Here is a 24,381-nt window from a genome sequence, read left to right on the forward strand (position 1 = left end):
TCAGCCCACCACCGCACGTACCGCGTCCACGACGCGTCCGGGCTGAGGCAGCGCCGCCTGCTCGAGGTCGTGCGCGTACGGCATCGGCACCTCCACCGAGCAGACCCGCTGCACCGGCGCGTCCAGGTCGTAGAACGCCTGCTCGGTAATCCGGGCACTGACCTCGGCCGCGAGACTGCCTGTGCGCCAGCCCTCGTCGACCACCACCGCACGGTGGGTGCGGCGCACCGACCCGACGACGGTCTCGTCGTCCAGCGGCCGCAGCACGCGCAGGTCCACGACCTCGGCGTCCACGCCGTCGCCGGCCAGCAGGTCGGCCGCAGCCAGGGCGACGGACAGCGTCCCGCCGTAGGCGATCAGGGTCACGTCGGTGCCGGGACGTCGCACCGCCGCGCTGGTGATGTCCACCGGGCCGGCGTCGTCCGCGAGAGGCTCCTCGACGTTGTAGAGGCTCCCGTGCTCGAAGATCAGCACCGGGTCGGGGTCGAGCAGGGCCGGCCACAGCATGCCGCGGGCGTCGGCGACCGTCGCCGGCGTGAGCACCGTCAGCCCCGGGATCGCCGCGTACCAGCCCTCCAGGCTGTGGGAGTGCTGCGCCGCCAGCTGCCGTCCGCCGCCGGTCGTCATCCGGACGACGAGGGGCACGTTCACCTGTCCGCCGGACATGTGCAGCAAGGTCGCCGCGTTGTTGAGGATCTGGTCGAGCGCGAGCAGGCTGAAGTTCACGGTCATCACCTCGACGACCGGGCGCATCCCGCCGATCGCCGCGCCGATCCCGGCACCGACGAACGCGGCCTCCGACAGGGGCGTGTCGCGGACCCGCTCCGGCCCGAACTCCTCCAGCAGCCCGAGACTCACGCCGAAGGAGCCGCCGTACGCGCCGACGTCCTCGCCCATGAGGAACACCCGCTCGTCGCGGTGCATCGCCTCCCGCAGCGCCTCCCGGACCGCGACGCGGTAGCTGGTGAGCGTGGTCGTCGTCATGACGGCACCGGCTCGGAGCGGACGAAGCGGGTGAGGTCCTCGACCGGTTCGGTCGGCGCGGCCTCCGCGGCCTCCACGGCGGCGTCGATCTCCCGTGCCACCTCGGCCTCCATCGCCTCCCACGTCTCGTCGTCCAGAGAACCGTCGGCGCGCAGGCGCAGGGCCAGCGCGGGCAGCGGGTCCCGCTGCTTCCACGCCTCGACCTCGGTCTTGTCGCGGTAGCGGTCCGAGTCGTACATCGAGTGGGCCCGGAAGCGGTAGGTCCGCATCTCCAGGAAGCACGGGCCGGTACCCGAGCGCACCAGGGCGACTGCGCGCCGGGCGGCGGAGGCGACGGCGTCGACGTCCATGCCGTCGACCGCCCAGGACACCATCCCGTACCCGGCGGCCCGCAGGGCCAGGTCGGTCTGCGCCTGGTGCCGCGCGAGGGCGGTCCCCATCGCGTAGAGGTTGTTCTCGCAGACGAACAGCACCGGCAGCCGCCACAGCGCGGCGAGATTCATCGACTCGTGGAACACCCCCTCTGCCACCGCGCCGTCGCCGAAGAAGCACGTGGTCACCCGCGTCTGCCCCCGCATCCGGTCGGCGAGCGCCAGCCCCACCGCGAGCGGCAGCCCGCCGCCGACGATCGCGTTGCCGCCGTAGAAACGCCGTGCGGCGTCGAACAGGTGCATCGACCCGCCGCGGCCTCGTGAGCACCCGGTGACCTTGCCGAACATCTCCGCCATCAGCGACTCCATCGGCATCCCGCGGGCGAGTGCGTGCCCGTGCTCGCGGTACGTCGACACCACGGCGTCCTGCGGGTCGAGCGCGTCGCAGACACCGACGGCGACGGCCTCCTCGCCCACGTACAGGTGCATGAAGCCGCGGATCCGCTGCGCGCTGTACAGCTCCACGCAGCGTTCCTCGAAGCGGCGCACGCGCAGCATCTCCCGCAGCAGGTGCAGCCGGTCGCTCATGACCTGCCCTCCAGGGTGGACAGGTCGCCCTCGGGCAGCCCCAGCTCACGGGCCCGCAGCAGACGGCGCATCACCTTGCCGCTGCGCGTGTGCGGCAGGTTCTGGTCGAAGTCGATCTCGCGCGGCGCGACCGAGCCGAGCCGCCGGCGGCCGAAGGCGAGAATGTCCGCGCGCAGCGCCTCGTCCGGCTCGACCCCGGACCGTAGCGTCACGAACGCCTTGACAAGCTCTCCGGCAACCGGGTCCGGCTTGCCGATGACCCCGGCCTCGACGACCGCCGGGTGCTCCATCAGCACCGACTCCACCTCGAACGGTCCCACGAGGTGCCCCGCGCTCTTGATGACGTCGTCGGCCCGGCCGACGAACCAGAACCGGCCGACGGAGTCCACCCGCGCCAGGTCACCGGTGAGGTACCAGCCATCCGCGAACGCCGCGGCGTACCGCTCGGGCGCACCCCAGTAGCCGCGGAACATCGACGGCCACGGTGGACGCAACGCGAGCTCGCCGACCTGGTCCGGGTCCGTGAGCACCTCGACCGCGCCGTCGGTCACGCGGGCCCGACCGTCGTCCCCGCGTGCCAGCACGGCCGCCTCGATACCCGGCACCGGCCGGCCCATCGACCCGGGCACGGGCGCCTCTCCCGGCGGGTTGCCGATCATGATCGCGCCGGTCTCGGTCTGCCACCACGTGTCGTGGACCGGGTGGCCGAGCACCCGGGCGCTCCACAGCACGACCTCGCCGTTGAGCGGCTCACCCACGCTGGCCACGTGCCGCAACGCCGACAGGTCGTGCTCGCCGGCCAGCTCGTCCCCGGCCCGCATGAGCATCCGCAGCGCCGTGGGCGCCGTGTACCAGACCTCGACCCGCTCGGCGGCGAGCAGCTCGTACCAGCGCCGCGCCTCGAAGTCACCGGCGTCCACGACGCTGGTGGCGCCGAGCACGAGCGGGGCGATGATGCCGTAGGAGGTGCCGGTGACCCAGCCGGGGTCGGCCGTGCACCAGTAGACGTCGCCGCGTCGCAGCCCGAGCACCCCAGCCGCCGTCGCGGCGTGCGCCACCACGGCCTCGTGCACGTGCACCGCGCCCTTGGGGGTGCCGGTCGTGCCGCTGGTGAAGTGCAGCAGCGCGGGATCCTGCGGGTCGGTTCGCGGGACGACGAAAGCCCGGTCGCCCCGGGCGAGCGCCCCGTCGAACGCCGTCCCGCCCGGCACTCCGCCGGCGGACCCGCCGACGAGCAGCACGTGCTCGAGGTCGGGCAGGCGGTCGCGCACCGGGGCGACCTTGCGCCGGTACAGCTGCTCGGTGGTGACGAGCACGCGGCCACGGCCGAGGGCCAGCCGCTGCGCGACCGGCTCCGGCCCGAACGCCGAGAACAGCGGCGACAGCACGGCCCGCGCCTTCCACGTGCCGAGCGCGGTGACGTACAGCTCCGGCACCCGGCCGAGCAGGGTGAACACCGCGTCCCCGGGCCGCGTGCCGAGCTGCCCCAGCAGGTCGGCGAGGGCGCCGCTGTCGGCCGACAGCCCAGCGAAGGTAGCCACCGACCGCTCACCGTGCCGGCCGACGAACCGCAGCGCGACGTCCTGGCCGCGCCCCTCGGCGACGTGCCGGTCCACGGCCTCGACGGCGATGTTGAGACCCCCGCCCGGCTGGCCGGCCAGACGGGCCCGCGTGTCGTCCCAGACCGTCATGGGTCAAGTCAGCACCCGGCCGGGCCGCCGGGCCAGAGGCAAAGGTCACCGCACGCTGCGGCGTCCTGCTGACCGTCGGCAAGCACTGACCGGACGTTCACCCAATAGGTGGAAACCGGACACCTCGCCGCCCTAGCGTGACGGCCCGTGCCGCCGGTCGGGCGGCACGGCGGACACGACCCAGGGACGGCCATGCAGACACGGAACCGACGCACCGTGGCCGCGGCAACGACGCTCCTCGTCATCGGGCTCCTCGCCCCGGTGGCGACGGCGACGAGCGCCGCGGCGGCGACCACCGACGACCTGCTCATCAGCGAGTACGTCGAGGGATCGTCGTACAACAAGGCGATCGAGATCTACAACGGCACGGACGCCAGCATCGACCTGTCGGCGTACGCGCTCGCCCAGTACTCGAACGGGAGCACAACGCCGACATTCAGCATCCCGCTGAGCGGCACCCTCCCCGCCGGGGAGGTCCACGTGCTGGCGCACTCCTCGTCCGACGCGGCCATCCTCGCGGTCGCGGACCAGACCAGCGGAGCCGGGCTCTTCAACGGCGACGACGCCCTCGTCCTCACCCGCGGCAACACCGTCGTCGACTCGCTCGGTCAGGTCGGCACGGATCCGGGCACCGAGTGGGGCATCGGGCTCGTCTCGACCGCCGACAACACGCTGCGCCGTCTGCCGACGGTCTGCACCGGAGACACGAACACCGCCGACGCCTTCGACCCCGCCGCCGAGTGGGAGGGCTTCGCCACCGACACCTTCGACGGTCTCGGCACCCACACCGTCACCGAGTGCACCCCCGGCGGCGGGGGCGGTACCGACCCGGGCCCCGAGCCGGAGCCGCAGCTGGTGCCGATCGGCGCCGTCCAGGGCGACGGTGACACGACCCCGCTCGACAGGCAGCCGGTGACCGTCGAGGCGGTCGTGACCGGCGACTTCCAGACCGGCGGGTTCGACGGGTTCTTCGTCCAGGACGCCGGTGACGACGACCCGGCGACCTCCGACGGCATCTTCGTCTACGCCCCCGGTGCGGTGGACGTCGCCGTGGGCGACGTCGTCCGGGTCACCGGCACCGCCGGCGAGTACTACGGCAGCACGCAGCTCAGCGGCGAGGTCGAGATCGAGGTGCTCGGGACCGCCGACGTGCCGGAGCCGCTGGAGCTCAGCGTGCCGATCGGCGACGAGGAGCGCTACGAGGGGATGCTCGTGACGTTCCCGCAGGAGCTGACGATCCTCGAGTACTACAACTTCGGCCGGTACGGGGAGATCGCGCTCGGCACCGAGCGGCAGTACCAGCCGACCGCGGTGCACGAGCCCGGCAGTCCCGAGGCGGCCGCCCTGGCCGCGGCGAACGCGGAGAACCGGATCACCCTCGACGACGGCCGGAGCGTCCAGAACCCGGACCCGGCGCGGCACCCGAACGGCGAGGAGTTCACCCTCGACAACCTCTTCCGCGGCGGGGACGTCCTGACCGACGTCACCGGCATCCTGGACTACCGGTACAACCTGTGGCGGATCCAACCGACGCAGCCCGCCGGCTACGAGGCCCGCAACCCGCGCCCGGACGTCCCGGAGGTCGGCGGCACCCTGCAGATCGCCTCGTACAACGTGCTGAACTACTTCACCACCCTGGGCTCGCGGGGCGCCGACACCGCCGAGGAGCTCGAGCGGCAGCAGGCGAAGATCGTCGCCGCCCTGGCGGAGATGGACGCCGACGTCTACGGCCTCGTGGAGATCGAGAACAACGGCACCGCGGTGCTTGACCTCGTCGACGCGCTCAACGAGCACATCGGGACCGACGGCTACTACGCCGCGGTCGAGACCGGCGTCCTCGGTGACGACGAGATCACCAACGCCCTCATCTACCAGCCCGCCACGGTCACGCCGGTCGGAGAGTTCGCCGCACTCGACTACGCCGACGGCCGCAACCGACCGACGCTGCTCCAGACCTTCCAGGAGAACGCGACCGGCGCGCTCGTCGACGTCGCGGTCAACCACCTGAAGTCGAAGGGGTCAGCGTGCGAGGAGGCGCCGGACACCGGTGACGGCCAGGGCAACTGCGCGGGCGTCCGCACCGCGGCGGCGCAGCAGATGGTGGACTGGATCGCCGGCGACCCGACCGGCAGCGGCAGCCCGAACGACCTCGTCATCGGCGACCTCAACGCCTACGACCACGAGGACGCCGTCGACGTGTTCATCGATGCTGGTTACACCGACCTGGTCAAGGCGTTCGGCGGCGAGTACGCCTACTCGTACGTGTTCGACGGCCAGCTCGGATACCTCGATCACGCCCTGGCCAGCGCCGCGCTCACCGAGCAGGTGACCGGCGCCGCCGCCTGGCACGTCAACGCCGACGAGGTGAGTCTCATCGACTACGACATGACCTACAAGAAGGACGCCCAGGACGCGCTGTGGGCGCCGGACCCGTACCGGTCCTCCGACCACGACCCGATCCTCGTCGGGGTCGGGCTGCACGTCCCCGACACCACGGCCCCGGAGCTCGCCGTGTCGGTGAGCCCGGAGCGGATCTGGCCGCCGAACAACACGCTGGTGCCGGTGTCCGTGTCGGTGGAGGCCTCCGACGACAGCGGTGAGGTCACCGTCGAGCTGACCGACGTCACCGCGACGTCGCCGAAGGCCTCGTGGACGTCGCCGAAGGCGTCGTGGGTGGTCGTCGACGACACGGAGGTTCTCGTGCGGGCGGTCAAGGGCACGCGGTACACCCTGACGTACACCGCGACGGACGCCGCCGGGAACGCCACGGTCGAGTCGGTCACCGTCGCCGTCGGGACGAACCAGGGCTGGGACCGCAAGGGCTTCACCCCCGGCCGCTGACGTCAGCACGACCAGGGCCGGCGGGTCACCGCTCAGTGCGCGGTGATCCGCCGGCCCTGCACGACGGTCAGCGGGATCCGGACGACGACGTCCCTGATACCCGGCACCCACGGCTCGAGCCGCGCCATCATCGCGGACCGCGTCGAGGGGTCGGTGACGACCTCGGCGTTGCCGGTGACGACCACGCTCCACCCGGTGCGGGACGCCGGGCTCAGCATGTCGGCCTGGAAGGTGAGCACCTCGTCGTCCCCGGCCCGGGCTAGCCGCGAGCCCTCCGCCGTCCGGAAGAACACGGCGTCTCCCTCGAGCAGAAAGGTCACCGGCAGGACCGCGGGCAGACCGCGGTCGGCGAACACGACGCGGCCGATCGACACAGTGCCGAGAAGCGCCCGAGCCTCGACAGGGGTCAGCCTCTCGACTCGACGGGTGAGGGCCACCCCTGCAGGCTGGGCCGTGCTGGCCGGGTGCCCGTAGAGCCTTAGGTCCCGGTCAGGACTCCAGGGTCCGCAGGGCCGCAGCGAGCCGCAGCGCGGCCTCGTCGGCCACCGACTTGAGGTCGTCGTTGCCGGTCAGCTCGACCATGGTCTGAGGGTCGATCGCCTCCACCACGGTGCGGTCACCGTCGGCACGCACGACGACGTTGCACGGCAGCAGCAGGCCCAGACCGGCTTCGGCGTCCAGGCCGCGCTTGGCCAGCGGCGGGTTGCACGCCCCGAGGATGAGGTAGGGGGCCATGTCGTGGTCGAGCTTCTTCTTCAACGTGGCCTGGACGTCGATCTCGGTGAGGACGCCGAATCCCTGGTCGGCGAGCGCCTCCCGGACCGCGGTCACGGTCTCCTCGAACGGGCTGTCAACGGTGACGGAGGTTCCGTAGCTCATCTGCTCTGCTCCTCGGGTCTCGGTTCGGGATCGGGTCGTGGCTCAGGCGGTCTGCCGGGCGTCCCGCTCAGCAACCTGCCGTCGGATGTCGTCCATGTCCAGTCCGCGAACTGCCTCGATGAGCTGCTCGAGAGCTGGAGCGGGCAGGGCCCCCGGCTGGGCGTGCACCAGGATCCCCTCACGGAACGCCATGAGGGTGGGGATCGACGTGATGCCCGCGGCGGCTGCGAGCGGGCGCTCCGCCTCGGTGTCCACCTTGCCGAAGACGATGTCGGGGTGCTGCTCGGAGGCCTTCTCGAAGACGGGGGCGAACATGCGGCACGGGCCGCACCAGGCAGCCCAGAAGTCGACGAGGACGATGTCGTTGCCGCGAACGGTCTGCTCGAAGTCCTCGACGGTGAGGGCGACGGTGCTCATGGCTGGGTCCTTCCTTGCGGGACGGGGTTGGTGTCGTCGAAGCCCGGTGCAGGCGCAGCGCCGGGGGCTATCAGGCCACGACGCCGGGGCGGTTGCGGCCGTCGACGACTGCCCCGCCGGCGGCCTGCCAGGCTCGCATGCCGCCACGGAGGTTCACCGCGTCGATGCCCAGCTCACGCAACCTGCGGGTGGCTTGCCGCGACCGGTTGCCGCTGCGGCACACGACGACGACCTGCCGGCCCGCCCGTAGCCGCTTCGGCGCCTCCGCGATCCGCCCCAGCGGGACGTGGACGGCGTGCGGAGCGTGCCCGGCCCGCCATTCTGTGGCCTCGCGGACGTCGAGCATGACGGCCTCGCCGGCCACGAGCTCCCGGGCGGTCTCGGCGTCGACGGCCGGCAGCCGGTTGCCGAACAGGTTCCACAGTCCCACGCTTGTCCTCCAGCAGATCGGCGGCAGGTGCGACAACATACCCCCCTGGGTATGTATTCCAAAGGAGGACCTATGGACGGCTCCCGGTGGGACGAGCGGTACGCGGCAGCTGACCTCGTCTGGTCGGCCGGTCCCAACCGGTTCGTCGAGGAGGTGGCGGGGCCGCTGACGCCCGGCAGGGCCCTCGACGTCGCCGCCGGCGAGGGACGCAACGGGCTGTGGCTTGCCGAGCGGGGCTGGCAGGTGACCGCGGTGGACTTCTCCGCCGTCGGCCTGCAGCGGGCCCGCGAGCTCGCGCAGCACCGGCTCGGTGACGCCGCAGACCGGTTCGTCACGGTACAGGCCGACGTGACTCGCTGGTCGCCCCCGGTGGCGGCCTTCGACCTCGTCGTCGTGGCCTACCTCCAGCTGCCGGCGGAGCAGCGGCGGGTCGCCCTGCGCAACGCCGCCGCCGGCACCGCCCCCCGCGGGACACTGCTCGTCGTCGCCCACGACCGGGACAACCTGACCGCAGGTGCCGGCGGCCCTCAGGACCCGGCCGTCCTGTACACGGCCGACGACGTCGTCGCCGACCTCGCCGGCAGTGGACTGGTGATCCACCGGGCGGAGCAGGTGCGACGTCCGGTACCGGCCGAGGACGGCCCGGACCGCACGGCCCTGGACTGCCTCGTCGTCGCGGTCCGCCCTCCGGAGGACCGCGCGTGAGCCCAGCAGACCGGGATCGAGCAGACCGGGATCGAGCAGACCGGGGTCGAGCAGACCGGGGTCGAGCAGACCGGGACCAAGGACCCTGGAGCGAGGCGCGGGACACCGCGGACGCTGGTCCGGACATGTCTGCCTCCATCCGGTCCTCCACCGTGCGCGGGCCCTGGTTCAGCCAGCGGCCCGCGCTCACGCTCGCCGTCGCCGGGGTCCTGTTCGCCGCGGTCACCGCGCTGCGGTTCGCCGGCGGCGCCGGCTCCGACACCGTGGCCCTGCTGTACGCCCTTCCAGTGACGCTGCTCGCCGCGGCGTTCGGCCGCCAGGCTGGTGTCTGGTCAGGACTGTTCTCGCTGCTGCTGCTCGGCGTGTGGGCGGGCGTGACGGGGGCAGGGCTGTCGCTGCTGGACTGGGCGTCCCGGGCCGTCCCGCTGCTGCTGCTCGGCTGGCTGCTCGGGGACGCGACAGACCGGCTGCGGACGGCGGAGCGCCAGCGAGCGGCGCTGGAGGCCGCCGCGCGACGTCACCGGGACGCCATCGAGATCAACGACACCGTCGTGCAGGGCATGTCGTCGGCGAAGTGGGCGCTCGAGGCCGGGCGGCTCGACGTCGGCCTGGAACGGCTCTCCGAGACCCTGGAGACGAGCCGTCGGCTGGTCTCGGAGCTGCTGCGGGACTCCGGCATGGCGCCCGGCGAGCACCACGGCGGCGGCCCGGGCCCCGCTGCGGCACCGGCGCAGCGAGACTCGGGAGGTGTCGGCAGCGACCTGACCAGGTAGACCGGTGGAGCGATCACCCCACACTCCCCCACCCCGCCGTGATCATGCAATCCCGCCACCCAGCCCGGTGAACGAACCGCTTCAGCCGGGGAAGGAGCGGTCCCCGAACAGCACACGCCGGGCCGCGTAGCGCCCCACCGGAGTGCCCAGGACGGCGAACGCGGCGGTGACCGTCCGGTGGTCGCGGACCCCCGCCAGCACCCTGCGCAGGGCGAGCCGGCCACGGAACCGGGTCCGCAGGCTCGCTCCGTCGTAGCGCTGCAGCGCGTCTCGGCGGCCGGTGCGCAGCGCGTCGTCAAGCACGTCGACGGCCAGACCGGCCTGACGCAGGCACGGGTCGAGCCCGCCGGCAGTGAGCGGGGACACCGCACCGGCGGCATCCCCGACCAGCAGCCCGTCCGGGCCGGCGATGCGGCGCAGCAGCCCCCCGACCGGGATCGGCCCGCCGCGGCGCTCGACCTGCCCGGCCCGCCGGACGCCGACCCTGGCGGGCGCGGTGGCGGCGAACCGGTCGAGGGTGGGTCGAAACCCGGTGCGGAACCGGTCGGGGTACCCGGCGATGCCGACGTGGGCGTGCTGGCCGTCGTCGACGACCCAGGCCAGGTACCCGGGGGCGAGCCGCGGGTCGAGCAGGCAGTGGAACGAGGGCTCCTCGTCGTGGGCGGCGACGGCGTAGACCTCCTCGGCGCCGATGAGCAGCGCGGTGTTCCGGTCCAGCCCGAGGTCGCGGGCGACCCGCGAGCGGGCCCCGTCCGCGCCGACGACGAACCGCGCTCGGACGGCGTCCGGGACGCCGGACCGCTCGAGGTAGGCGACGCCGTCCGCGTCCCGCCCGCGGTAACGGGTCCCGGTGGCGACCTGGACGCCGGCCGCGGTCGCCTCCCGGGCGGCGGACTCGTAGAGCGCGGCCATGTCGCCGACGCGGTACTCGTCCCGGCCGCTGGTCAGCGGCACCGAGCGGCGCATCCCGGGCGGGTAGAGGACGACTCGCCGGATAGGCGGCCCCAGGTGCGCCTCGGGCAGCGGGAAGTCGTCGAGGGTTCGACGCACGAAGATGCCGGTGGTCCGGACGGCTGCGGACAGTGACGTCCGCCGGTCGACAAGCAGGACGTCGTGGCCCCGCCGGGCCAGCCCGGTGGCGGTGGAGAGGCCGGCGAGACCGGCACCGACGACCAGGACGTCGACACAGGTTGAGGTCGGCACCCCACCATCGTGGCTGCGCGGCACCTCCGGCGAGGTGCCGGGCGCTGTCCCTGCACAGGATCTGCACATCGCGTCCCCGCTCTGACGGCGCGGTGCTCATAGCCTGCCTCCATGACACCCCGCCGCCGCGTGCTCGTCGTCGAGGACGACCCGGTGATCGCCGGGTCGGTCAGCGACCGGCTCGTCGCCGAGGGCTACCAGGTGGTCCGGGCCGTGGACGGGCCGGCGGCGGTCGCGGCGTTCGCCGCGCACTGTCCCGACGTCGTCGTCCTCGACGTCATGCTGCCCGGCTTCGACGGGCACGAGGTGTGCCGGCGCATCCAGGCCCAGCGGCCGGTGCCCGTGCTCATGCTCACCGCGCGCACGGAGGAGGCGGACGTCCTGCGCGGCCTGACCGCGGGCGCGGACGACTACCTCACCAAGCCGTTCCGGATGCGCGAGCTCGTCGCCCGGGTGGCCGCGCTGCTGCGCCGGGTGGAGCGGGCCGCGGCACTGGCCGGCGGACCTCGCGACCTCGGCGACCTGCGCGTGGACGGCACCACCCGGCGGGTGTGGGTCGCCGGCCGGGAGGTGCGGCTCACGCCCACCGAGCTGGACCTGCTGCTGTTCCTGGCCGCGACCCCGGGCGCGGTCGTCACCCGCGAGCGCCTGCTCACGGAGGTCTGGGACTGGCCCGGTGCGTCCGGGACCCGGACGGTGGACAGTCACGTCAAGGGCCTGCGCGCGAAGATCGGCGCGCAGCGGGTCCGGACCGTGCACGGCGTGGGCTACGCGCTCGAGCCGGTGAGCCCCGGGACGGAGCGGTGACCGGTCAGCCGCTGGCGGGGGTGTCCTCGCTGAAGGTCAAGCTCGGCCTGCTCGTCGTCGTCAGCGTGCTCGTCACCGCCGGGGTGGCGGTTCTCGGCGACACCGCCGGCGTGCCGTTGTGGCTGAGCCTGCCGGTGACGGTGCTCATCGCGCTCGCGGTGACCCAGCTGCTGGCCGCGGGGATGATCGCCCCGCTGCGGCAGATGACAGAGGCGGCCCGGCGGATGGCGACTGGCGACACGACCGTGCGCGTCGACGAGGCGTCCGCGGACGAGGTCGGTGACCTTGCCCGGGCGTTCAACACGATGGCCCGTGACCTGGCCGCGGTCGACCGCCAGCGACGCGAGCTGGTCGCCAACGTCAGCCACGAGCTGCGCACCCCCCTGGCCGGCCTGTACGCCGTGCTGGAGAACGTCGCCGACGGGGTCGTCACGCCGCAGGACCGATCGCTCGCCGTCGCCCTCGTGCAGGCCGAGCGGCTCAACCGCCTCGTCGGCGACCTGCTCGACCTCGCCCGGGTCGACGCCGGGCGGGCGCCGCTGGACCCCGTCCCGGTGCCACTCGCGGAACTGCTGCAGGACGCCGCCGCCGAGGTCGGGGTGCTGGACCGGTCGGTCGACGTCCAGGTCGAGGTGCGGCCGGAGGGCCTTGTCGTCCGCGCCGACCCGGCCCGGCTGCACCAGCTGGTCGCGAACCTGCTCGACAACGCCTCCCGGCACGCCCCGGCCGGCAGCACGGTCCACGTCAGCGCGACCGTGCACGGCGATCGGTACCGGCTCGAGGTCCGCGACCACGGACCCGGCATCGCCCCCACGGACCGGCAGCGGGTGCTCGAACGGTTCGGCACGTTGCGGGCCGCTGAGGGCGGCGGGGGCACCGGCCTCGGCCTGGCCATCGCCCGCTGGGTCGCCGAGCTGCACGGCGGGCGCATCGCCGTCCTCGACCCACCGGACGGCGGGCCCGGAGCCCTCGTCCGGGTGGACCTGCCGGTCGAGGCGACGGCGCGGGCCGCGGGCCCGGACGACGACCCGGACGACGTCCAGGACGGCGTCCCGGACGGCGTCCGGGACGCTGACGCCGGGACGCGGCTCGTCACCGCCCGGCCGCTCGTCGAGGAGACCCTGGGCCGGTTCTGGCCCGAGCGGGACCCGCGCCCGCGACCGGGTCTGCTGGCCGGTGCGGCGGCGGTCGGGGTGCTGGCGGCCGCGCTGCTGCCCGACCTCGGTCTCGGCACGTTCCTCGTGCTGCTGGCGGCCGGGGCGGTGGTGCTGGCGGCGGCGTGGAGCCGTCGGTCCCCGGCGCTGCTCACCGGCGCGGTGCTCTGCTTCCTGCTGGCCGGGACGAGCGTCCTGCGGGACGCCGACTGGGTCGTCGTTCTGGCTCTGGTCGTCGGCGCGGCCCTGTGCGTCGTCACCGTCACCGCGACCCGCACCGTGCCGGGCACTGTGCTGTCCGGGCTGGCCTGGCCGGTGGCCGGCCTGCGGGGGCTGCCCTGGTTGGGGCGCACGCTGGCACAGCTGACCGGCCGCGGCCGCGGGGCCGCCGTGCTGCGGACGACGGTCTGGTCCCTGGTCGGGCTCGTCGTGTTCGGTGCGCTGCTCGTCTCCGCGGACGCGCTGCTGGCGCGGTGGGCGGACGCGGTGCTGCCTGCGGTCCGCACGGACACGCTCGTCCTGCGCGGCTTCGTCACGGTCGCAGTCGGCGGGGCGGTGCTCGCCGCGGCGTACCTCGCGCTCAATCCTCCGCCCGTCGACCGGGCCGCAGCACGGGGTCCGTCCGCCCGCCTTGGTCACCGTTTCGAGTGGCTGGCGCCGGTTCTCGTCGTCGACGGCGTGCTTGCGGTGTTCCTCCTCGCCCAGACCACCGTCCTCCTCGGTGGCCACGACGTCCTGCGGACGACGGGACTGACCTACGCCGAGTACGCCCGGCAGGGGTTCGGACAGCTCACCGTGGTCACTGCCCTGACCTTGCTCGTGGCCTCGGCCGCCGCACGGCGTGCCCGGGTCGACGACCGGCTGGACCGACTGTGGCTGCGGATCTCGCTAGGACTGCTGGGCGCCCAGACGCTCGTCGTCGTCACCTCAGCGCTGCACCGGCTGTCGCTGTACCAGGAGGCGTACGGCGTGACCAGGCTGCGCCTGCTCGGAGGCGTGTTCGAGACCTGGCTCGGCCTCGTCGTCCTCGCCGTGCTGGTCGCCGGCGTACGACTGCGCGGCAGCTGGCTGCCCCGGTTCACCGTGCTGACCGGCGTCGCGACCCTGCTGGGGCTCGTGGCACTGAACCCGGACGCGTGGATCGCCGAGCGCAACCTCGAACGGTACGCCGCGACCGGGAAGGTGGACTGGGACTACCTGGCCGGTCTGTCCGCCGACGCGGTCCCGGTGCTCGTGGAGCTGCCGGCCGGTCAGCGGGCGTGCGTGCTGACCGGGGACGACGGGGCACCCGTTCGCTGGCAGGACTGGAACCTCGGGTGGGCCCGCGCGCACGCCGCCCTGACCGAGGCCCCCGCAACGGGTGTCCCCGCCGTCGACGTGCGGTGCGCCGACACGCAGGGCTGACCCGCAGGGCTGACCCGGACGACCACTGGCCACGGACCGGGTTGCGGTCCGTGGCCAGCTCGTCCGGCCAGCCTGTCGGCCGGGTGGTGGTCGGCGCCTAGGAACGCGCCCCGGCGATGGTGCTCGGCTCGACGGCAATCGTGTCGAGGCCCGTGCGGTGCACCGCGCGACGCTGGACGGGGATGTAGTAGACGCTGGGGTTCGTGCCCATGTCCGTCTGCAGCTGCAGGGCGCCCTCCTCACGGATGAGGCGGGAGACCTCGGAGTCCGGGTCGTTGAGGTCGCCGACGAACCGGGCCCGGGCCGGGCAGGTCTCGATGCACATCGGCAGCGCTCCGGCGTCGATCCGGTCGATGCAGAAGTCGCACTTCTCCACCGTGCCGCGGACCCCTGAGGTGACCGCCGAGGAGCCGAGCGCGTGCTCGGTGGGGCGCTTGGGCGCCTTCTCGTTGAAGATCCGGACGCCGTAGGGGCAGGCCTGGATGCAGGCGCGGCAGCCGATGCAGTCGTCGGAGTGGATGCCGACGATGCCGTCGTCGCGCTTGTAGGTGGCCCCGGTGGGGCACACCGGCAGACAGGCCGGCTCCTCGCAGTGCTGGCAGGCCAGCGGCAGGAACGTCAGGGCGGGGTGCTCGACCGAGCCGCCGACCTGGTCGATCTCGTCGCCCTCGACCGTGAGCACCCGGTTCCACCAGACGCCTTCAGGCAGGTTGTTCTTGATCTTGCAGGAGACCGAGCAGCTCTGGCAGCCGATGCACCGGTTGAGGTCGATCACCATGCCCCACCGGCGTGCACGAGCCGGTGTCTTGGTGGAAGCGTTCGACATGGTCACTTCTCCTTCACGAGGGTCGGGGCGCCGCGTCGCTGGGCTTCGGGCATGGCAGGGACCGTGGCCGGGTCGACCTTGGCCACCTGCACCAGGACGTCGAAGAACGAGCAGCTGTAGTGCCGGACGTTGGCTTGTTCGTGGGTGAGCTCCTGGTAGCCACCGGCCAGGAACTGGTGCCGTTGCCACCCCTTGTTGATGTTGCAGGTGTTGTCGGGGTAGGCGTTGTTGGTGCGGACCTTGAGGTAGACCTCACCGCGGTCGTTGAACACTCTGACGACGTCCCCGTCGACGAGACCACGGGCGGCCATCTCCCGCTCGTTGAGCTCGACCAGGGGCTCGGGGTCCATCTCGCGCAGTACCGGCACCTCGTACCAGGTGCTGTGCACCCGGTACTTGGAGTGCCGTTGGTTGAGCACGAGCGGGAACCTGGCGAACTTGGGGTTGTCCCGCCACGCCTCGAACGGGGGCTCGAAGTGCGGCAACGGGTCCACCCCGCGGGTCACCGGGACTCGCAGCGACGGCATGGACTCGGGGAAGTTCACGATGACACCTTCGGCGTAGAACTCCGCCTTGCCGGACGGGGTCATGAACCCTCCGTCGGCCAGCGGGATGTAGCCGGCGTCGAAGAGCCGGGCCACTCCGTCGCGCCGGAACTCCTCGGCCACCTGCGGCCGCTGCAGCACCTCGGCGATCCTGTCCACGATGTGGTCGATCCACACGGTGGGCTCCTCGGTGAAGTACTCGCCGACGCCGAGGCGCTGGGCGAGCGCACCGAAGATCTCGTAGTCCGACCGTGCCTGACCGACGTTGGCGATGGCCTTCTGCTGCCGCATGAGGAACGGGTGCATCCCCGCGCACAGGTCGTCGTTCTCGAACCAGCTCGTGACCGGCAGGACGATGTCGGCCATCCGCGCCGTGTCGTTCATGACCATCTCGAGGCTGACGACGAGCTCGAGGTTGTCCTCGGCAAGCATCTCGTTGCGGATGCGGTTCTGGTTCGGGAAGTTGCTGACGAAGTTCGAGGCGTTGAAGATGATCGCCTTGACTGGCCACTCCACCGGCTCAGGGGTGTCCGATCGCGGTCCCGCGAAGGGGTTGTCCGGGTCGGCGGGTACCCACTGCTGGACGACGCCCTTGGCCACGGCGTCGTAGAGCAGCAGGTAGTTCAGCTTGGCCGTGTGGGTGCCGGTCGGCATGGTCCACTCGTCCAGGACGCCGGGGGTGAAGATGATGCTGATCGCGGTGCCACCCATGAGGGAGCCGAGTGGCGTGGCACCGGGCTTGCCGATCTGCCCGGTGATGACGCCGAGCGTAGCCAGTCCCCGGCCGACGAGATCGGCGTTGTCCCACCGGTCGATGCCCATCCCTGAGTAGATGAAGGACGGTCCAGCGGTGGCGTAGCGACGGGCGACCTCGCGCACCAGCGCGGGCTCGACGTCGGTGACGTCCCACATCGCCTCGGGGCTGTGCTGGGCCGCCGTGTCGGCCAGCAGCTGGAAGGCCGGCCGGACGGTGACGGCGCCGTCGGCGGTGTCCACCTGGAACGTGCCGAAGATGGCCGTCGTGGCGGTGTTGTCGTCAGCCGGGACCGGCTTCCCGGTGCCGGGGTCCATAGCCAGCACGACCGCGTCCGCCGCCGGGTCCAGGTCGTTGGCGCGCAGGAACAGACCGTTGTCCTCGCGGACCAGGTAGGTGGCCACGGTGTGCGCACGCAGGTAGGTCTCGTCGTAGAGCCCTTCCTCGATGACCGTGTTCACCATGGACATGGCCAGCGCACTGTCCGAGCCAGGGCGGGGGCGGACCCAGATGTGAGCCTTGCTGGCTGCCTCCGAGAACCGGGGGTCGATGACGATGAGCTTGGCGCCGTTGTCGAGGGCGTCGGCGAAGAAGTGCCAGTTGTGCACCTGCGACTCGGTGACGTTGGTGCCCCACGCGATGATGGTGCGCGCGTTCGCGATGTCCTCGGGCTGGTGGGCCAGCATCCAGGCTGCCATCCCGCTGGCCAGGTTGGCCGCGACCTGGGTCTCGCCAGTGGCCAGGCCGAGGTCGATGGAGTCGACCGCCAGCGTGCCCCCGAGCACGTTGGCCATGCGGTGCGCAGCACCGGCCAGTGCGCCGTTGAGGATGGCGTAGCTGCCGGACAGTGGCGCGAAGCACACGGCCTTGTTGCCGTACCGCTGCCTGATTCCGGTCAGCTTGGTGGCAATCTCGTCGAGCGCCTCGTCCCAGGAGATCTCCTCCCAGAGGTTCTCTCCGCGCTTGCCGGCTCGACGCAGCGGGGTGGTGATCCGGTCGGTGCCGTACACGCGCTGCGGGTGGCTGAGACCCCGCAGGCAGATCCGGTTGTACCGCGGGTCCGGCAGCGGAGCCGCGGTGGTCTCCACGAGCTTTCCGTCACGGACGTGCGCGTAGATCCGGCAGTTCATCCAGCAGTTTGGCGTGCAGGCGGTGGAGAAGACCTGCTCACCCTCGGCGGGCAGCAGCGGTAGAGGTGCTGTCAGTGTCATGGGAAGGACTCCAGTAGGTCGGTGCGATCGAGGGGCGGCGGTTCAGCCGAGCGGGGTGACCTTGACGCCGGCGCAGAGCTGGGCGTAGCGGAACTGCAGGCTGCCGAGCACGCTGAGCGCGCCGCCGGTGGCCAGCAGCACGGCACCGGTGCTGGGAGCAGCGAGGGCGATGAGGGTGAGGATGACCGGGACGCCGTACCCGACCAGGACGCTGACCCAGAAGTGGCCGGCCATGCGCCCCCGCAGCAGGCGGTGCAACCCGGCCCGGGCGGCCGGAGAGTGCTCGTGGGCACGCTCGACGACGTACATGTGGGTAAGGCCCAAGGTGGCGACGAGTCCGACGAGGAAGCCGATCGCGAGCTCGGTCTGCACCTGCTCGAGACGTCCCCCCACGGCGAGCACGAGCAGCGTCAGCCCCATCGACGAGGTCAGCGCGTGGGCGATGAACTGTGCCGGCACCAGCGCGGAGTGCCACAGGCGGATCGACAGTCCCTCGTACATCACCATGCCGGGGTAGGCGATGATGAGCGCAGCGGCGGCGAAGGCGACGGCGATCATCACCTGTGCCGTCAGGTTGGCCTCGAGGAAGGGCTCGTCGGTCCACGGCAGAGCCTCGAACCAACCGGGGAGCAGGTAGACGGCGCCGACGATGAGGAAGACGAAGTCGGCGATCGCGCCGCGTGCGATCCACGACCGGTCAGGCCGCTTCAGCGCCTTGAGCACGCGTTCCGGACGACCGAGGTCGAGGATCAGGATCAGCCCGCCGATGCCGACGAGGACCAGACCCAGGACGTCGAGGAGGGACAGTCCGAGAACCGTTCCGGTGTCGGCGATCGAGAAGGCGTGCCGCACCATGAACGTGCCGGCCCCCAACCCCATCGCCCAGAACCACAGAGCGTGCGGAAACCGCCAGTACGGCTGCGGAACCAGGTGGGGAGCGAACCGGTCGTAGGTCCGCTCCCGTTCGATCAAGGTGGGTTCGATCAGGGTCGGTGTGGTCATGCCTGCCTCCGGTCAAGGGTGCCGGCGTCGCCGGCCTGCGGTGCCAGGGTCGCGGCCCGGGCCCGAGGTTCGTAATAGGTCCTTGGACCCTGAAACCTCGGGCGACCTTGCGCCGGTAGGGTGCCGCTCACGGCGGCCCTCGCCGCGACGTGAGGAGTCCGGGAGGTCCCGGCACGAGGAGGCACAGGACTATGGCGGAGCCAGCGGAGTACCTGCCGGCGGTCTACCAGGAGTTCCGGGACCGCTACCCGGCGGTCGCCACGGCCCAGGACGCCCTGGCACGGGAGATGACGGCTGCTGCGCCGTTCGACGAGCGCACCGTGCGGCTGCTCAAGCTGGCCCTCGCCGTCGGCTCGCAGTCCGAGGGTGCGGTGCGCTCGAACGCCCGCAAGGCCCTCTCGCTAGGTGTCACCCCCGACGAGCTGCGGGCGGTCGCCATGCTGGCGGTGACGACGTGCGGGTTCCCCACCGCGATCAGCGGCCTCGGGTGGGTCGACGACGTGGTGGCTGCGCAGCCGCAGCAGGGCTGAGCCCCGCCGCGACAGCGCAGCCAGCCGTCGCGGCGCGGTTACCGCCTCCCCACGGCAGCGGGCCGAGGCGTCTCCTTGCTGTCCGGGTCCTGGGTGAGCATCCGGGTCAGGCGGTGGCCCTCGACGTCGAGGTTGGGCAGGATGCGGTCCAGCCAGCGCGGCAGCCACCACGCCTTGTCGCCGAACAGCGCCATCAGCGCCGGGGTCAGGGTGATCCGGACCAGGAACGCGTCGATGAGGATGCCGATCGCCAGGGCGAACCCGATCTGCTTGATCATCACGTCGTCGGTGAAGACGAAGCCGGCGAACACCGAGACCATGATGACGGCGGCGGCGACCACGACCCTGCTGGCCTGGTCGAACCCGTGCACCACGCTGGCGCTGCCGTGATGACCGTGCACGTAGGCCTCTCGCATCGAGGAGACCAGGAAGACCTGGTAGTCCATCGCCAGGCCGTACAGGATCCCGGTGGCGATCACCGGGATGAAGCTCATCAGCGGCCCGCCGGTGTCGATGCCCACCAGCCACCCGAGCCAGCCCCAGGAGAACACCGCGGTGGTCACCCCGAGCGTCGCCAGGATGCTGAGCAGGAACCCGATGGTCGCCTGGACGGGGACGACGACCGAGCGGAACACCACCAGGAGGATGAGCAGCGACAGGACGACGATGAGCGCCAGGTAGACCGGGACGATCTCGGCGAGGCGATCGGACATGTCGATCGCGATGGCGGTGAAGCCGGTGACACCGATCACGACGTCGTGGGCCTGCGCGACGGGCGACGTGGGGGCACGCAGGCTCTCGACGAGGTCGGCGGTGGCGTCGTCGTCCGGGCCCGTGGTGGGGATCACGCTGAGCACGGCCATCTGCCCGTCCCGGCTGATCCCGACGGGCACAGCGGCCACGACCTCCTCGCGCTGCTGCAGCTGCTGCGTCACCGCGCCCATGGTCTGGACGTCGAGCGCGTCACCCTGGCGGGACTCCACGGTCACCAGCAGGGGACCGTTGAACCCCTCACCGAACCCACGGGTGACGGCCTCGTAGCTCTGCCGGGCGGCGGTGTCGGTGTTGGCGGTCGCACCCGTGGGCAGGCCCAGGTCCATGCTCACCGCCGGGACGGCTCCGACCCCGAGCAGCGTGACCACACCGACGATCACCGGCCAGCGGAACCGGACCACGGTGCTGACCCAGCGGTCAGCCACGCCGCGGCGCTCTGCCTCACGGCGCGCGTGCCCGGTGCGGCGGCTCCGGGCGGAGACGATCCGCTCCCCGACGAGTCCGAGCAGCGCCGGGAGCAGGGTCATGGCGATGAGGACGGCGAGCAGAACCGTACCCGCCGCGACCAGAGCCATCGTGGTGAGCAGCGAGATCCCGATGACCGTCAGGGCAACGAGGGCCACGATCACCGTCAGACCGGCGAAGAGCACCGCACTGCCCGCCGTACCGACCGCCCGGCCGGCAGCCTCCCGGGCATCGAGGCCCTGGTCGATGATCAGCCGCCGCTGCCGGTTGACGACGAACAGGGCGTAGTCGATCCCGACCGCCAGGCCGATCATCAGCCCTAGGACGGGGGTGAAGCTGTTCATCTCCACCGTCGTCGACACCGCGAACGCCGTGCCCACCCCGATCCCCACCCCGACCAGGGCGGTGACCAGCGGGAGACCCGCGGCGACCAGGGAGCCGAGCGTCAGCACCAGGACCACGGCAGCGACTGCGAGACCGACGACCTCGGCAGGACCGACGGGGATCGTGATCGCCTTCAGCGAGTCGCTCGGGAGGACCTGCAGACCGGTGCCCGCTCCGGCGTCCTCGACCACGTCGAGGACCGAGGACACCTGCTCGTCCGTCAGCGACGTCGACGGCACGGTGAACTGGAACTGGAAGAGCGCCACGGGTGCCTGGGTGGAGACCAGCACACCGGGGACCGGGACGCCGTCGACGACCAGCGGCCGGTACGGCGGGATCTGGGCGCCGAGGTCAGTCGGGGGCTGCGTCTGCGCAGCGGGCGGCGCCTGCTCACCACCCGGCGGCTGCTCCGCGCCGGGTGCCACTGGCGACTGCCCAGCGGCCTGGGCCAGGTCCGCGGGATCGACCACCTGCTCGAGCGCGTAGACCTCCTGCACCGTCCCGGCGATGGCGGCAATCCGCTCCGGGGTCTCCAGCTGCTCCCCCTCCGGCACGGTGAAGACCACGCTGGCCTGGCCACCGGAGGCCTCCGGCAGCTCCTCGGCGACGCGGTCGAGCACCTGCTGGGCCTCGGTGTTGTCGATCTTCATCTCCGAGGTGACCCTCACCCCGTTCAGCACCAGGGCGGCCCCGACCGCTGCGAGCACGAGCAACCACCCGATGATGAACGGCCACGGCCTGCCGTAGACGGTGCGACCCAGGCGGTACAGGAACGTGGACACGCGGTCCTCCTCAGTAGGTGCTCGATGTCCGGACGCGGCTCAGAAGCCGGTCCGGAGGTGCCTGAAGGCGAGGTCGAGGAACTGCTCGAACTCCATGGACTGGGGGCTCGGTCGCCGGTCCCCCGGCAACCGGACGTCGACGAGCCCTTCCAGCGCGGAGGTGACCATGCCGTACAGGGCACCGAAGAGCAGGGAGACGTAGGCCTGGGGGTAGCGGTCCCCCGCCACGGAGCGGAGCCGCTGCTCCGCCTCGAGGCGCATCCGGTGGTGGACGCTGTGCACGTAGGGCTCCAGCGACGGGAACCTCCGGGAGAGCCCGATGACCTCCCGCATCCGGGACAGGGTCGCCCTGGTCAGCTGCAGGCGCAGGACGGCGTGGATCGCGTCGAGCAGTGGGACCCCGCCGGACAGCTTCTCCAGGGCGTCGCTCGCCGCGTCGAGACCGGAGTAGGCGACCGACGCGACCGCGGCCTCCTTGCAGGGGTAGTGGTTGGCGAAGGTCCGCCGCGAGTACCCCGCCCGCTGGGCCACGTCGTCGATGACGAAACCGTCGAGGCCCCGTTCCTTCGCCAGCTCGAACGCCGACTCGGCAAGGGCCTGGGCGGTCGCTGCGCGCTTCTTCTCCCGCAGGCCGGTCCGGCTCACGCCGGCACTCTCCCGCCAACGTTGCCCAAAGAGCAAGGTTTCCCAGTGCGCACTTCGTCACACTCGCTCGGCAGTTATGCTTGGCACATGCAACTAAAGGCCGACGAGACGCGCGACGTGCTCGATCGGGTCGAGCGGGAGATGACCCGACTGGTCCGCAGGGCCCAGCACGTCACCCTGCACACCGACGCACCGGGACAGCCGCTGGAGCGCAGCGCCTACCTGATCCTCGGCCTGCTGAACGACCGCGGCCCGATGCGCAACACGGCGCTGGCGGAGCTGCTGCAGCTGGACGGCTCGACGGTGAGCCGGCATGTCGCTGGCCTGCAGCGCGACGGCCTGGTCACCCGAGAGGCCGACCCGGACGACGGTCGGGCGGCCCAGGTGCGACTGACACCGACCGGTCGGCGCGCCGTCGAGTCCACCCGGCGTGCCCGTCGGGGCGCCCTGCGCGAGCTCATCGGCTCCTGGCCGCCGGAGGACCAGCAGACCCTCGCGGTGCTGCTGGCACGGTTGAACGCAGGGCTCGACGACGCCTATACCCAGGCTCACGAGAAGGAGAACGCACCCGCATGACCACACCCGCGGATCCACCGCAGGCCACGGCGGACCAGCCGGCCATGCCCCGGTTGGAGCACCGACAGATCCTCACGGTGCTCTTCGGCCTCATGCTCGGCATGCTCGTCGCGGCGCTGTCCCAGACGATCGTCGCCACCGCACTACCGACGATCGTCGGCGAGCTGGGCGGGCAGGAGCAGCTGGCGTGGGTCGTCTCGGCGACGCTGCTGACCTCGACCGCGTCCACCCCGATCTGGGGAAAGCTCTCCGACCTGTACGGCCGAAAGATCATGTTCCAGCTGGCCATCGGGATCTTCCTGGTGGCGTCACTGGCCAGCGGGTTCTCCCAGAGCATGGGCCAGCTGATCGCCTCCCGGGCGGTCCAGGGTCTCGGCGCAGGCGGGTTGATGGCGCTGTCCCAGGCCATCATCGGGGACGTCGTGAGCCCCCGGGAACGGGGGCGCTACCAGGGCTACATGGGCTCGGTGTTCGCGCTGTCCACCGTGGCCGGGCCGCTGCTCGGCGGGTTCCTGGTGGAGCACCTGTCCTGGCGGTGGACGTTCTGGGTGGGTATCCCGATCGGCCTGGCCGCGCTGGTGGTGACCGAGCGGGTGCTGCAGCTGCCGTTCCCCCGACGGCAGCACTCGATCGACTGGCTCGGTGCGTTCTTCATCGTGGCGTCGGTCAGCTCACTGCTGCTGATGCTGTCGCTGGGGGGCAAGGAGTTCGCCTGGAACTCGCCGTGGACCTACGGTCTGAGCGCCGCGGCCGCCGTGCTGCTGGGACTCGCGGTCTGGCAGGAACGGCGCTCCCCCGAGCCGATCATGCCGCCGCGCCTGTTCAGCAACCACACCTTCGCGATCACCAGCCTGGCCGGGTTCGTCGTGGGCGTCGCCATGTTCGGTGCGATCATCTTCCTGCCCCAGTACCTGCAGATCGTCAAGGGCCAGTCGCCCACCGCGTCGGGACTGCTGACCCTGCCGATGGTGGCCGGCCAGCTGGGCGCCGCCATCAGCTCCGGACGGGCGATCACGGCCACCGGTCGGTACAAGGTCTTCCCGGTCGTCGGGCTTCTCGTGGCCAGCATCGGGCTGTGGTTGATGAGCCTGCTCGACGCCGACACCTCGTTGCCGGTCGCCGGGGTGTACATGTTCGTCACCGGCGTCGGGCTCGGTCTGGTGATGCAGGTCCTCGTGCTCGCCGCCCAGAACGCAGTCGACCGCAGCGACCTCGGAGTCGCCACCTCCGGCGCGACGTTCTTCCGCTCCCTCGGCGGGGCCCTGGGTGTCGCGGTGTTCGGCGCACTGCTCACCCACCGTCTCGCCGACACGATCCCCGCTCGGCTCGCCGAAGCCGGCCTGCAGGCCGAACAGCTCGCCGGCGGCATCCCCACGCTCGGCAGCCCGGAGCAGATCGCCCAGCTGCCGGGACCAGTGCACACCGCGGTGGTCAACGGCTTCGCTGACGCACTGCAGACGACGTTCCTCGCCGCGGTGCCGTTTGCCCTCGTCGGCTTCGTCGTGATCCTGTTCCTGCGGGAGACCCCCCTGCGGCAGCACGCCCAGGAGCAGACGGCCGGCGAGGACCTCGCCGAGGCCTACGAGACGTCGGTGGAGCCGGGTAGCGATCTCGGTCAGGGTGCTCGGGAGAGGTGACGA

Annotated in this window: 21 protein-coding genes; 8 read left to right on the top strand and 13 right to left on the bottom strand. The window is 72.0% G+C overall.

Annotated elements, in window-relative coordinates; translation table 11 throughout:
- From ACFP6A_RS12880 to acsA, 3 genes are read right to left on the bottom strand one after another with little or no spacing between them, the layout of a single operon-like run.
- The gene (locus tag ACFP6A_RS12880; RefSeq protein WP_379604134.1) at window positions 1-984 is read right to left on the bottom strand and encodes an alpha-ketoacid dehydrogenase subunit beta; all 984 of its coding nucleotides are present in this window, start codon (window positions 982-984) and stop codon (window positions 1-3) included.
- Window positions 981-1,943, bottom strand: coding sequence for a pyruvate dehydrogenase (acetyl-transferring) E1 component subunit alpha (gene pdhA / locus ACFP6A_RS12885; protein ID WP_379604136.1), 963 nt, complete (start codon window positions 1,941-1,943; stop codon window positions 981-983). The genes ACFP6A_RS12880 and pdhA overlap by 4 nt, the downstream gene beginning before the upstream one ends.
- Window positions 1,940-3,634: an acetate--CoA ligase gene (gene acsA, locus ACFP6A_RS12890; RefSeq protein WP_379604137.1), complete on the bottom strand. Its 1,695-nt coding sequence runs from the start codon at window positions 3,632-3,634 to the stop codon at window positions 1,940-1,942. Before acsA ends, pdhA begins: the two co-directional genes overlap by 4 nt.
- Window positions 3,635-3,826: 192 nt before the next feature.
- On the opposite strand from acsA, the gene ACFP6A_RS12895 reads away from it, so the two are divergent.
- Window positions 3,827-6,475, top strand: coding sequence for an ExeM/NucH family extracellular endonuclease (locus ACFP6A_RS12895; RefSeq protein ID WP_379604139.1), 2,649 nt, complete (start codon window positions 3,827-3,829; stop codon window positions 6,473-6,475).
- 32 nt (window positions 6,476-6,507) lie between these two features.
- On the opposite strand, the gene ACFP6A_RS12900 is transcribed toward ACFP6A_RS12895, so the two are convergent.
- The 4 genes from ACFP6A_RS12900 to ACFP6A_RS12915 all read right to left on the bottom strand — a co-directional run bounded on the left by ACFP6A_RS12900 (window position 6,508) and on the right by ACFP6A_RS12915 (window position 8,201).
- The gene (locus ACFP6A_RS12900; RefSeq protein WP_379604141.1) at window positions 6,508-6,912 is read right to left on the bottom strand and encodes a pyridoxamine 5'-phosphate oxidase family protein; all 405 of its coding nucleotides are present in this window, start codon (window positions 6,910-6,912) and stop codon (window positions 6,508-6,510) included.
- Window positions 6,913-6,964: 52 nt separating this feature from the next.
- Window positions 6,965-7,354, bottom strand: coding sequence for a DUF302 domain-containing protein (locus ACFP6A_RS12905; RefSeq protein WP_379604143.1), 390 nt, complete (start codon window positions 7,352-7,354; stop codon window positions 6,965-6,967).
- Window positions 7,355-7,396: 42 nt separating this feature from the next.
- Window positions 7,397-7,771, bottom strand: a complete 375-nt coding sequence (gene trxA, locus ACFP6A_RS12910) for a thioredoxin (protein ID WP_379604145.1) — start codon at window positions 7,769-7,771, stop codon at window positions 7,397-7,399.
- Between the two features lie 70 nt (window positions 7,772-7,841).
- Window positions 7,842-8,201 carry a rhodanese-like domain-containing protein gene (locus ACFP6A_RS12915; RefSeq protein ID WP_379604147.1) on the bottom strand — a complete coding sequence of 120 codons (360 nt, stop codon included), beginning with the start codon at window positions 8,199-8,201 and terminating at the stop codon, window positions 7,842-7,844.
- A 72-nt stretch (window positions 8,202-8,273) separates the two neighbouring features.
- Here ACFP6A_RS12915 and ACFP6A_RS12920 point away from each other — a divergent pair, with 72 nt between their 5' ends.
- Both ACFP6A_RS12920 and ACFP6A_RS12925 read left to right on the top strand, forming a co-directional pair.
- Window positions 8,274-8,906: a class I SAM-dependent methyltransferase gene (locus ACFP6A_RS12920; RefSeq protein ID WP_379604149.1), complete on the top strand. Its 633-nt coding sequence runs from the start codon at window positions 8,274-8,276 to the stop codon at window positions 8,904-8,906.
- Between the two features lie 125 nt (window positions 8,907-9,031).
- Complete coding sequence (locus ACFP6A_RS12925; protein ID WP_379604151.1) at window positions 9,032-9,679, top strand: hypothetical protein; 648 nt, start codon at window positions 9,032-9,034, stop codon at window positions 9,677-9,679.
- Window positions 9,680-9,760: 81 nt separating this feature from the next.
- Here ACFP6A_RS12925 and ACFP6A_RS12930 read toward each other — a convergent pair whose 3' ends face one another.
- Complete coding sequence (locus tag ACFP6A_RS12930; RefSeq protein WP_379604152.1) at window positions 9,761-10,882, bottom strand: NAD(P)/FAD-dependent oxidoreductase; 1,122 nt, start codon at window positions 10,880-10,882, stop codon at window positions 9,761-9,763.
- A 111-nt stretch (window positions 10,883-10,993) separates the two neighbouring features.
- On the opposite strand from ACFP6A_RS12930, the gene ACFP6A_RS12935 reads away from it, so the two are divergent.
- Entirely contained in the window at window positions 10,994-11,689 is a 696-nt protein-coding gene (locus tag ACFP6A_RS12935; RefSeq protein WP_379604154.1) for a response regulator transcription factor, read from the top strand.
- Window positions 11,686-14,247 carry a DUF4153 domain-containing protein gene (locus ACFP6A_RS12940; protein ID WP_379604156.1) on the top strand — a complete coding sequence of 854 codons (2,562 nt, stop codon included), beginning with the start codon at window positions 11,686-11,688 and terminating at the stop codon, window positions 14,245-14,247. Before ACFP6A_RS12935 ends, ACFP6A_RS12940 begins: the two co-directional genes overlap by 4 nt.
- A 97-nt stretch (window positions 14,248-14,344) precedes the next feature.
- On the opposite strand, the gene dsrO is transcribed toward ACFP6A_RS12940, so the two are convergent.
- From dsrO to ACFP6A_RS12955, 3 genes are read right to left on the bottom strand one after another with little or no spacing between them, the layout of a single operon-like run.
- A complete protein-coding gene (gene dsrO / locus ACFP6A_RS12945) occupies window positions 14,345-15,073 on the bottom strand; it encodes a sulfate reduction electron transfer complex DsrMKJOP subunit DsrO (RefSeq protein ID WP_379604157.1) in 729 nt (242 codons plus the stop codon).
- 2 nt (window positions 15,074-15,075) lie between these two features.
- On the bottom strand, window positions 15,076-17,583 hold the full coding sequence (locus ACFP6A_RS12950) for a molybdopterin-dependent oxidoreductase (protein WP_379604159.1): 2,508 nt from the start codon (window positions 17,581-17,583) through the stop codon (window positions 15,076-15,078).
- 42 nt (window positions 17,584-17,625) lie between these two features.
- A complete protein-coding gene (locus ACFP6A_RS12955; protein ID WP_379604161.1) occupies window positions 17,626-18,585 on the bottom strand; it encodes a DmsC/YnfH family molybdoenzyme membrane anchor subunit in 960 nt (319 codons plus the stop codon).
- Between the two features lie 191 nt (window positions 18,586-18,776).
- Here ACFP6A_RS12955 and ACFP6A_RS12960 point away from each other — a divergent pair, with 191 nt between their 5' ends.
- Window positions 18,777-19,115: a carboxymuconolactone decarboxylase family protein gene (locus tag ACFP6A_RS12960; RefSeq protein ID WP_379604163.1), complete on the top strand. Its 339-nt coding sequence runs from the start codon at window positions 18,777-18,779 to the stop codon at window positions 19,113-19,115.
- Between the two features lie 38 nt (window positions 19,116-19,153).
- Here the strand turns inward: ACFP6A_RS12960 and ACFP6A_RS12965 are convergent, their stop codons facing one another.
- Both ACFP6A_RS12965 and ACFP6A_RS12970 read right to left on the bottom strand, forming a co-directional pair.
- Window positions 19,154-21,520: an MMPL family transporter gene (locus ACFP6A_RS12965; RefSeq protein WP_379604164.1), complete on the bottom strand. Its 2,367-nt coding sequence runs from the start codon at window positions 21,518-21,520 to the stop codon at window positions 19,154-19,156.
- A 39-nt stretch (window positions 21,521-21,559) separates the two neighbouring features.
- The gene (locus tag ACFP6A_RS12970) at window positions 21,560-22,165 is read right to left on the bottom strand and encodes a TetR/AcrR family transcriptional regulator (protein ID WP_379604165.1); all 606 of its coding nucleotides are present in this window, start codon (window positions 22,163-22,165) and stop codon (window positions 21,560-21,562) included.
- An 87-nt stretch (window positions 22,166-22,252) separates the two neighbouring features.
- On the opposite strand from ACFP6A_RS12970, the gene ACFP6A_RS12975 reads away from it, so the two are divergent.
- Together ACFP6A_RS12975 and ACFP6A_RS12980 are read left to right on the top strand one after the other, a co-directional pair.
- Window positions 22,253-22,741, top strand: a complete 489-nt coding sequence (locus ACFP6A_RS12975) for a MarR family winged helix-turn-helix transcriptional regulator (RefSeq protein WP_379604166.1) — start codon at window positions 22,253-22,255, stop codon at window positions 22,739-22,741.
- A complete protein-coding gene (locus ACFP6A_RS12980; RefSeq protein WP_379604167.1) occupies window positions 22,738-24,378 on the top strand; it encodes an MDR family MFS transporter in 1,641 nt (546 codons plus the stop codon). The genes ACFP6A_RS12975 and ACFP6A_RS12980 overlap by 4 nt, the downstream gene beginning before the upstream one ends.
- Window positions 24,379-24,381: the final 3 nt, after the last annotated feature.

Origin of the sequence: Quadrisphaera sp. GCM10027208 (assembly GCF_042658805.1) — a bacterium.
Lineage (GTDB): Bacteria > Actinomycetota > Actinomycetes > Actinomycetales > SCSIO-59966 > SCSIO-59966.

Excerpts from the sequence above, each read along its gene's own strand:
- ACFP6A_RS12925 (WP_379604151.1), top strand. The coding sequence starts at position 9,032 with ATGTCTGCCTCCATCCGGTCCTCCACCGTGCGCGGGCCCTGGTTCAGC.
- dsrO (WP_379604157.1), bottom strand. The coding sequence starts at position 15,073 with ATGTCGAACGCTTCCACCAAGACACCGGCTCGTGCACGCCGGTGGGGC.
- ACFP6A_RS12975 (WP_379604166.1), top strand. The coding sequence starts at position 22,253 with ATGCAACTAAAGGCCGACGAGACGCGCGACGTGCTCGATCGGGTCGAG.
- ACFP6A_RS12960 (WP_379604163.1), top strand. The coding sequence starts at position 18,777 with ATGGCGGAGCCAGCGGAGTACCTGCCGGCGGTCTACCAGGAGTTCCGG.
- trxA (WP_379604145.1), bottom strand. The coding sequence starts at position 7,771 with ATGAGCACCGTCGCCCTCACCGTCGAGGACTTCGAGCAGACCGTTCGC.
- pdhA (WP_379604136.1), bottom strand. The coding sequence starts at position 1,943 with ATGAGCGACCGGCTGCACCTGCTGCGGGAGATGCTGCGCGTGCGCCGC.
- ACFP6A_RS12955 (WP_379604161.1), bottom strand. The coding sequence starts at position 18,585 with ATGACCACACCGACCCTGATCGAACCCACCTTGATCGAACGGGAGCGG.
- ACFP6A_RS12895 (WP_379604139.1), top strand. The coding sequence starts at position 3,827 with ATGCAGACACGGAACCGACGCACCGTGGCCGCGGCAACGACGCTCCTC.
- acsA (WP_379604137.1), bottom strand. The coding sequence starts at position 3,634 with ATGACGGTCTGGGACGACACGCGGGCCCGTCTGGCCGGCCAGCCGGGC.
- ACFP6A_RS12905 (WP_379604143.1), bottom strand. The coding sequence starts at position 7,354 with ATGAGCTACGGAACCTCCGTCACCGTTGACAGCCCGTTCGAGGAGACC.
- ACFP6A_RS12935 (WP_379604154.1), top strand. The coding sequence starts at position 10,994 with ATGACACCCCGCCGCCGCGTGCTCGTCGTCGAGGACGACCCGGTGATC.
- ACFP6A_RS12980 (WP_379604167.1), top strand. The coding sequence starts at position 22,738 with ATGACCACACCCGCGGATCCACCGCAGGCCACGGCGGACCAGCCGGCC.
- ACFP6A_RS12880 (WP_379604134.1), bottom strand. The coding sequence starts at position 984 with ATGACGACGACCACGCTCACCAGCTACCGCGTCGCGGTCCGGGAGGCG.
- ACFP6A_RS12950 (WP_379604159.1), bottom strand. The coding sequence starts at position 17,583 with ATGACACTGACAGCACCTCTACCGCTGCTGCCCGCCGAGGGTGAGCAG.
- ACFP6A_RS12920 (WP_379604149.1), top strand. The coding sequence starts at position 8,274 with ATGGACGGCTCCCGGTGGGACGAGCGGTACGCGGCAGCTGACCTCGTC.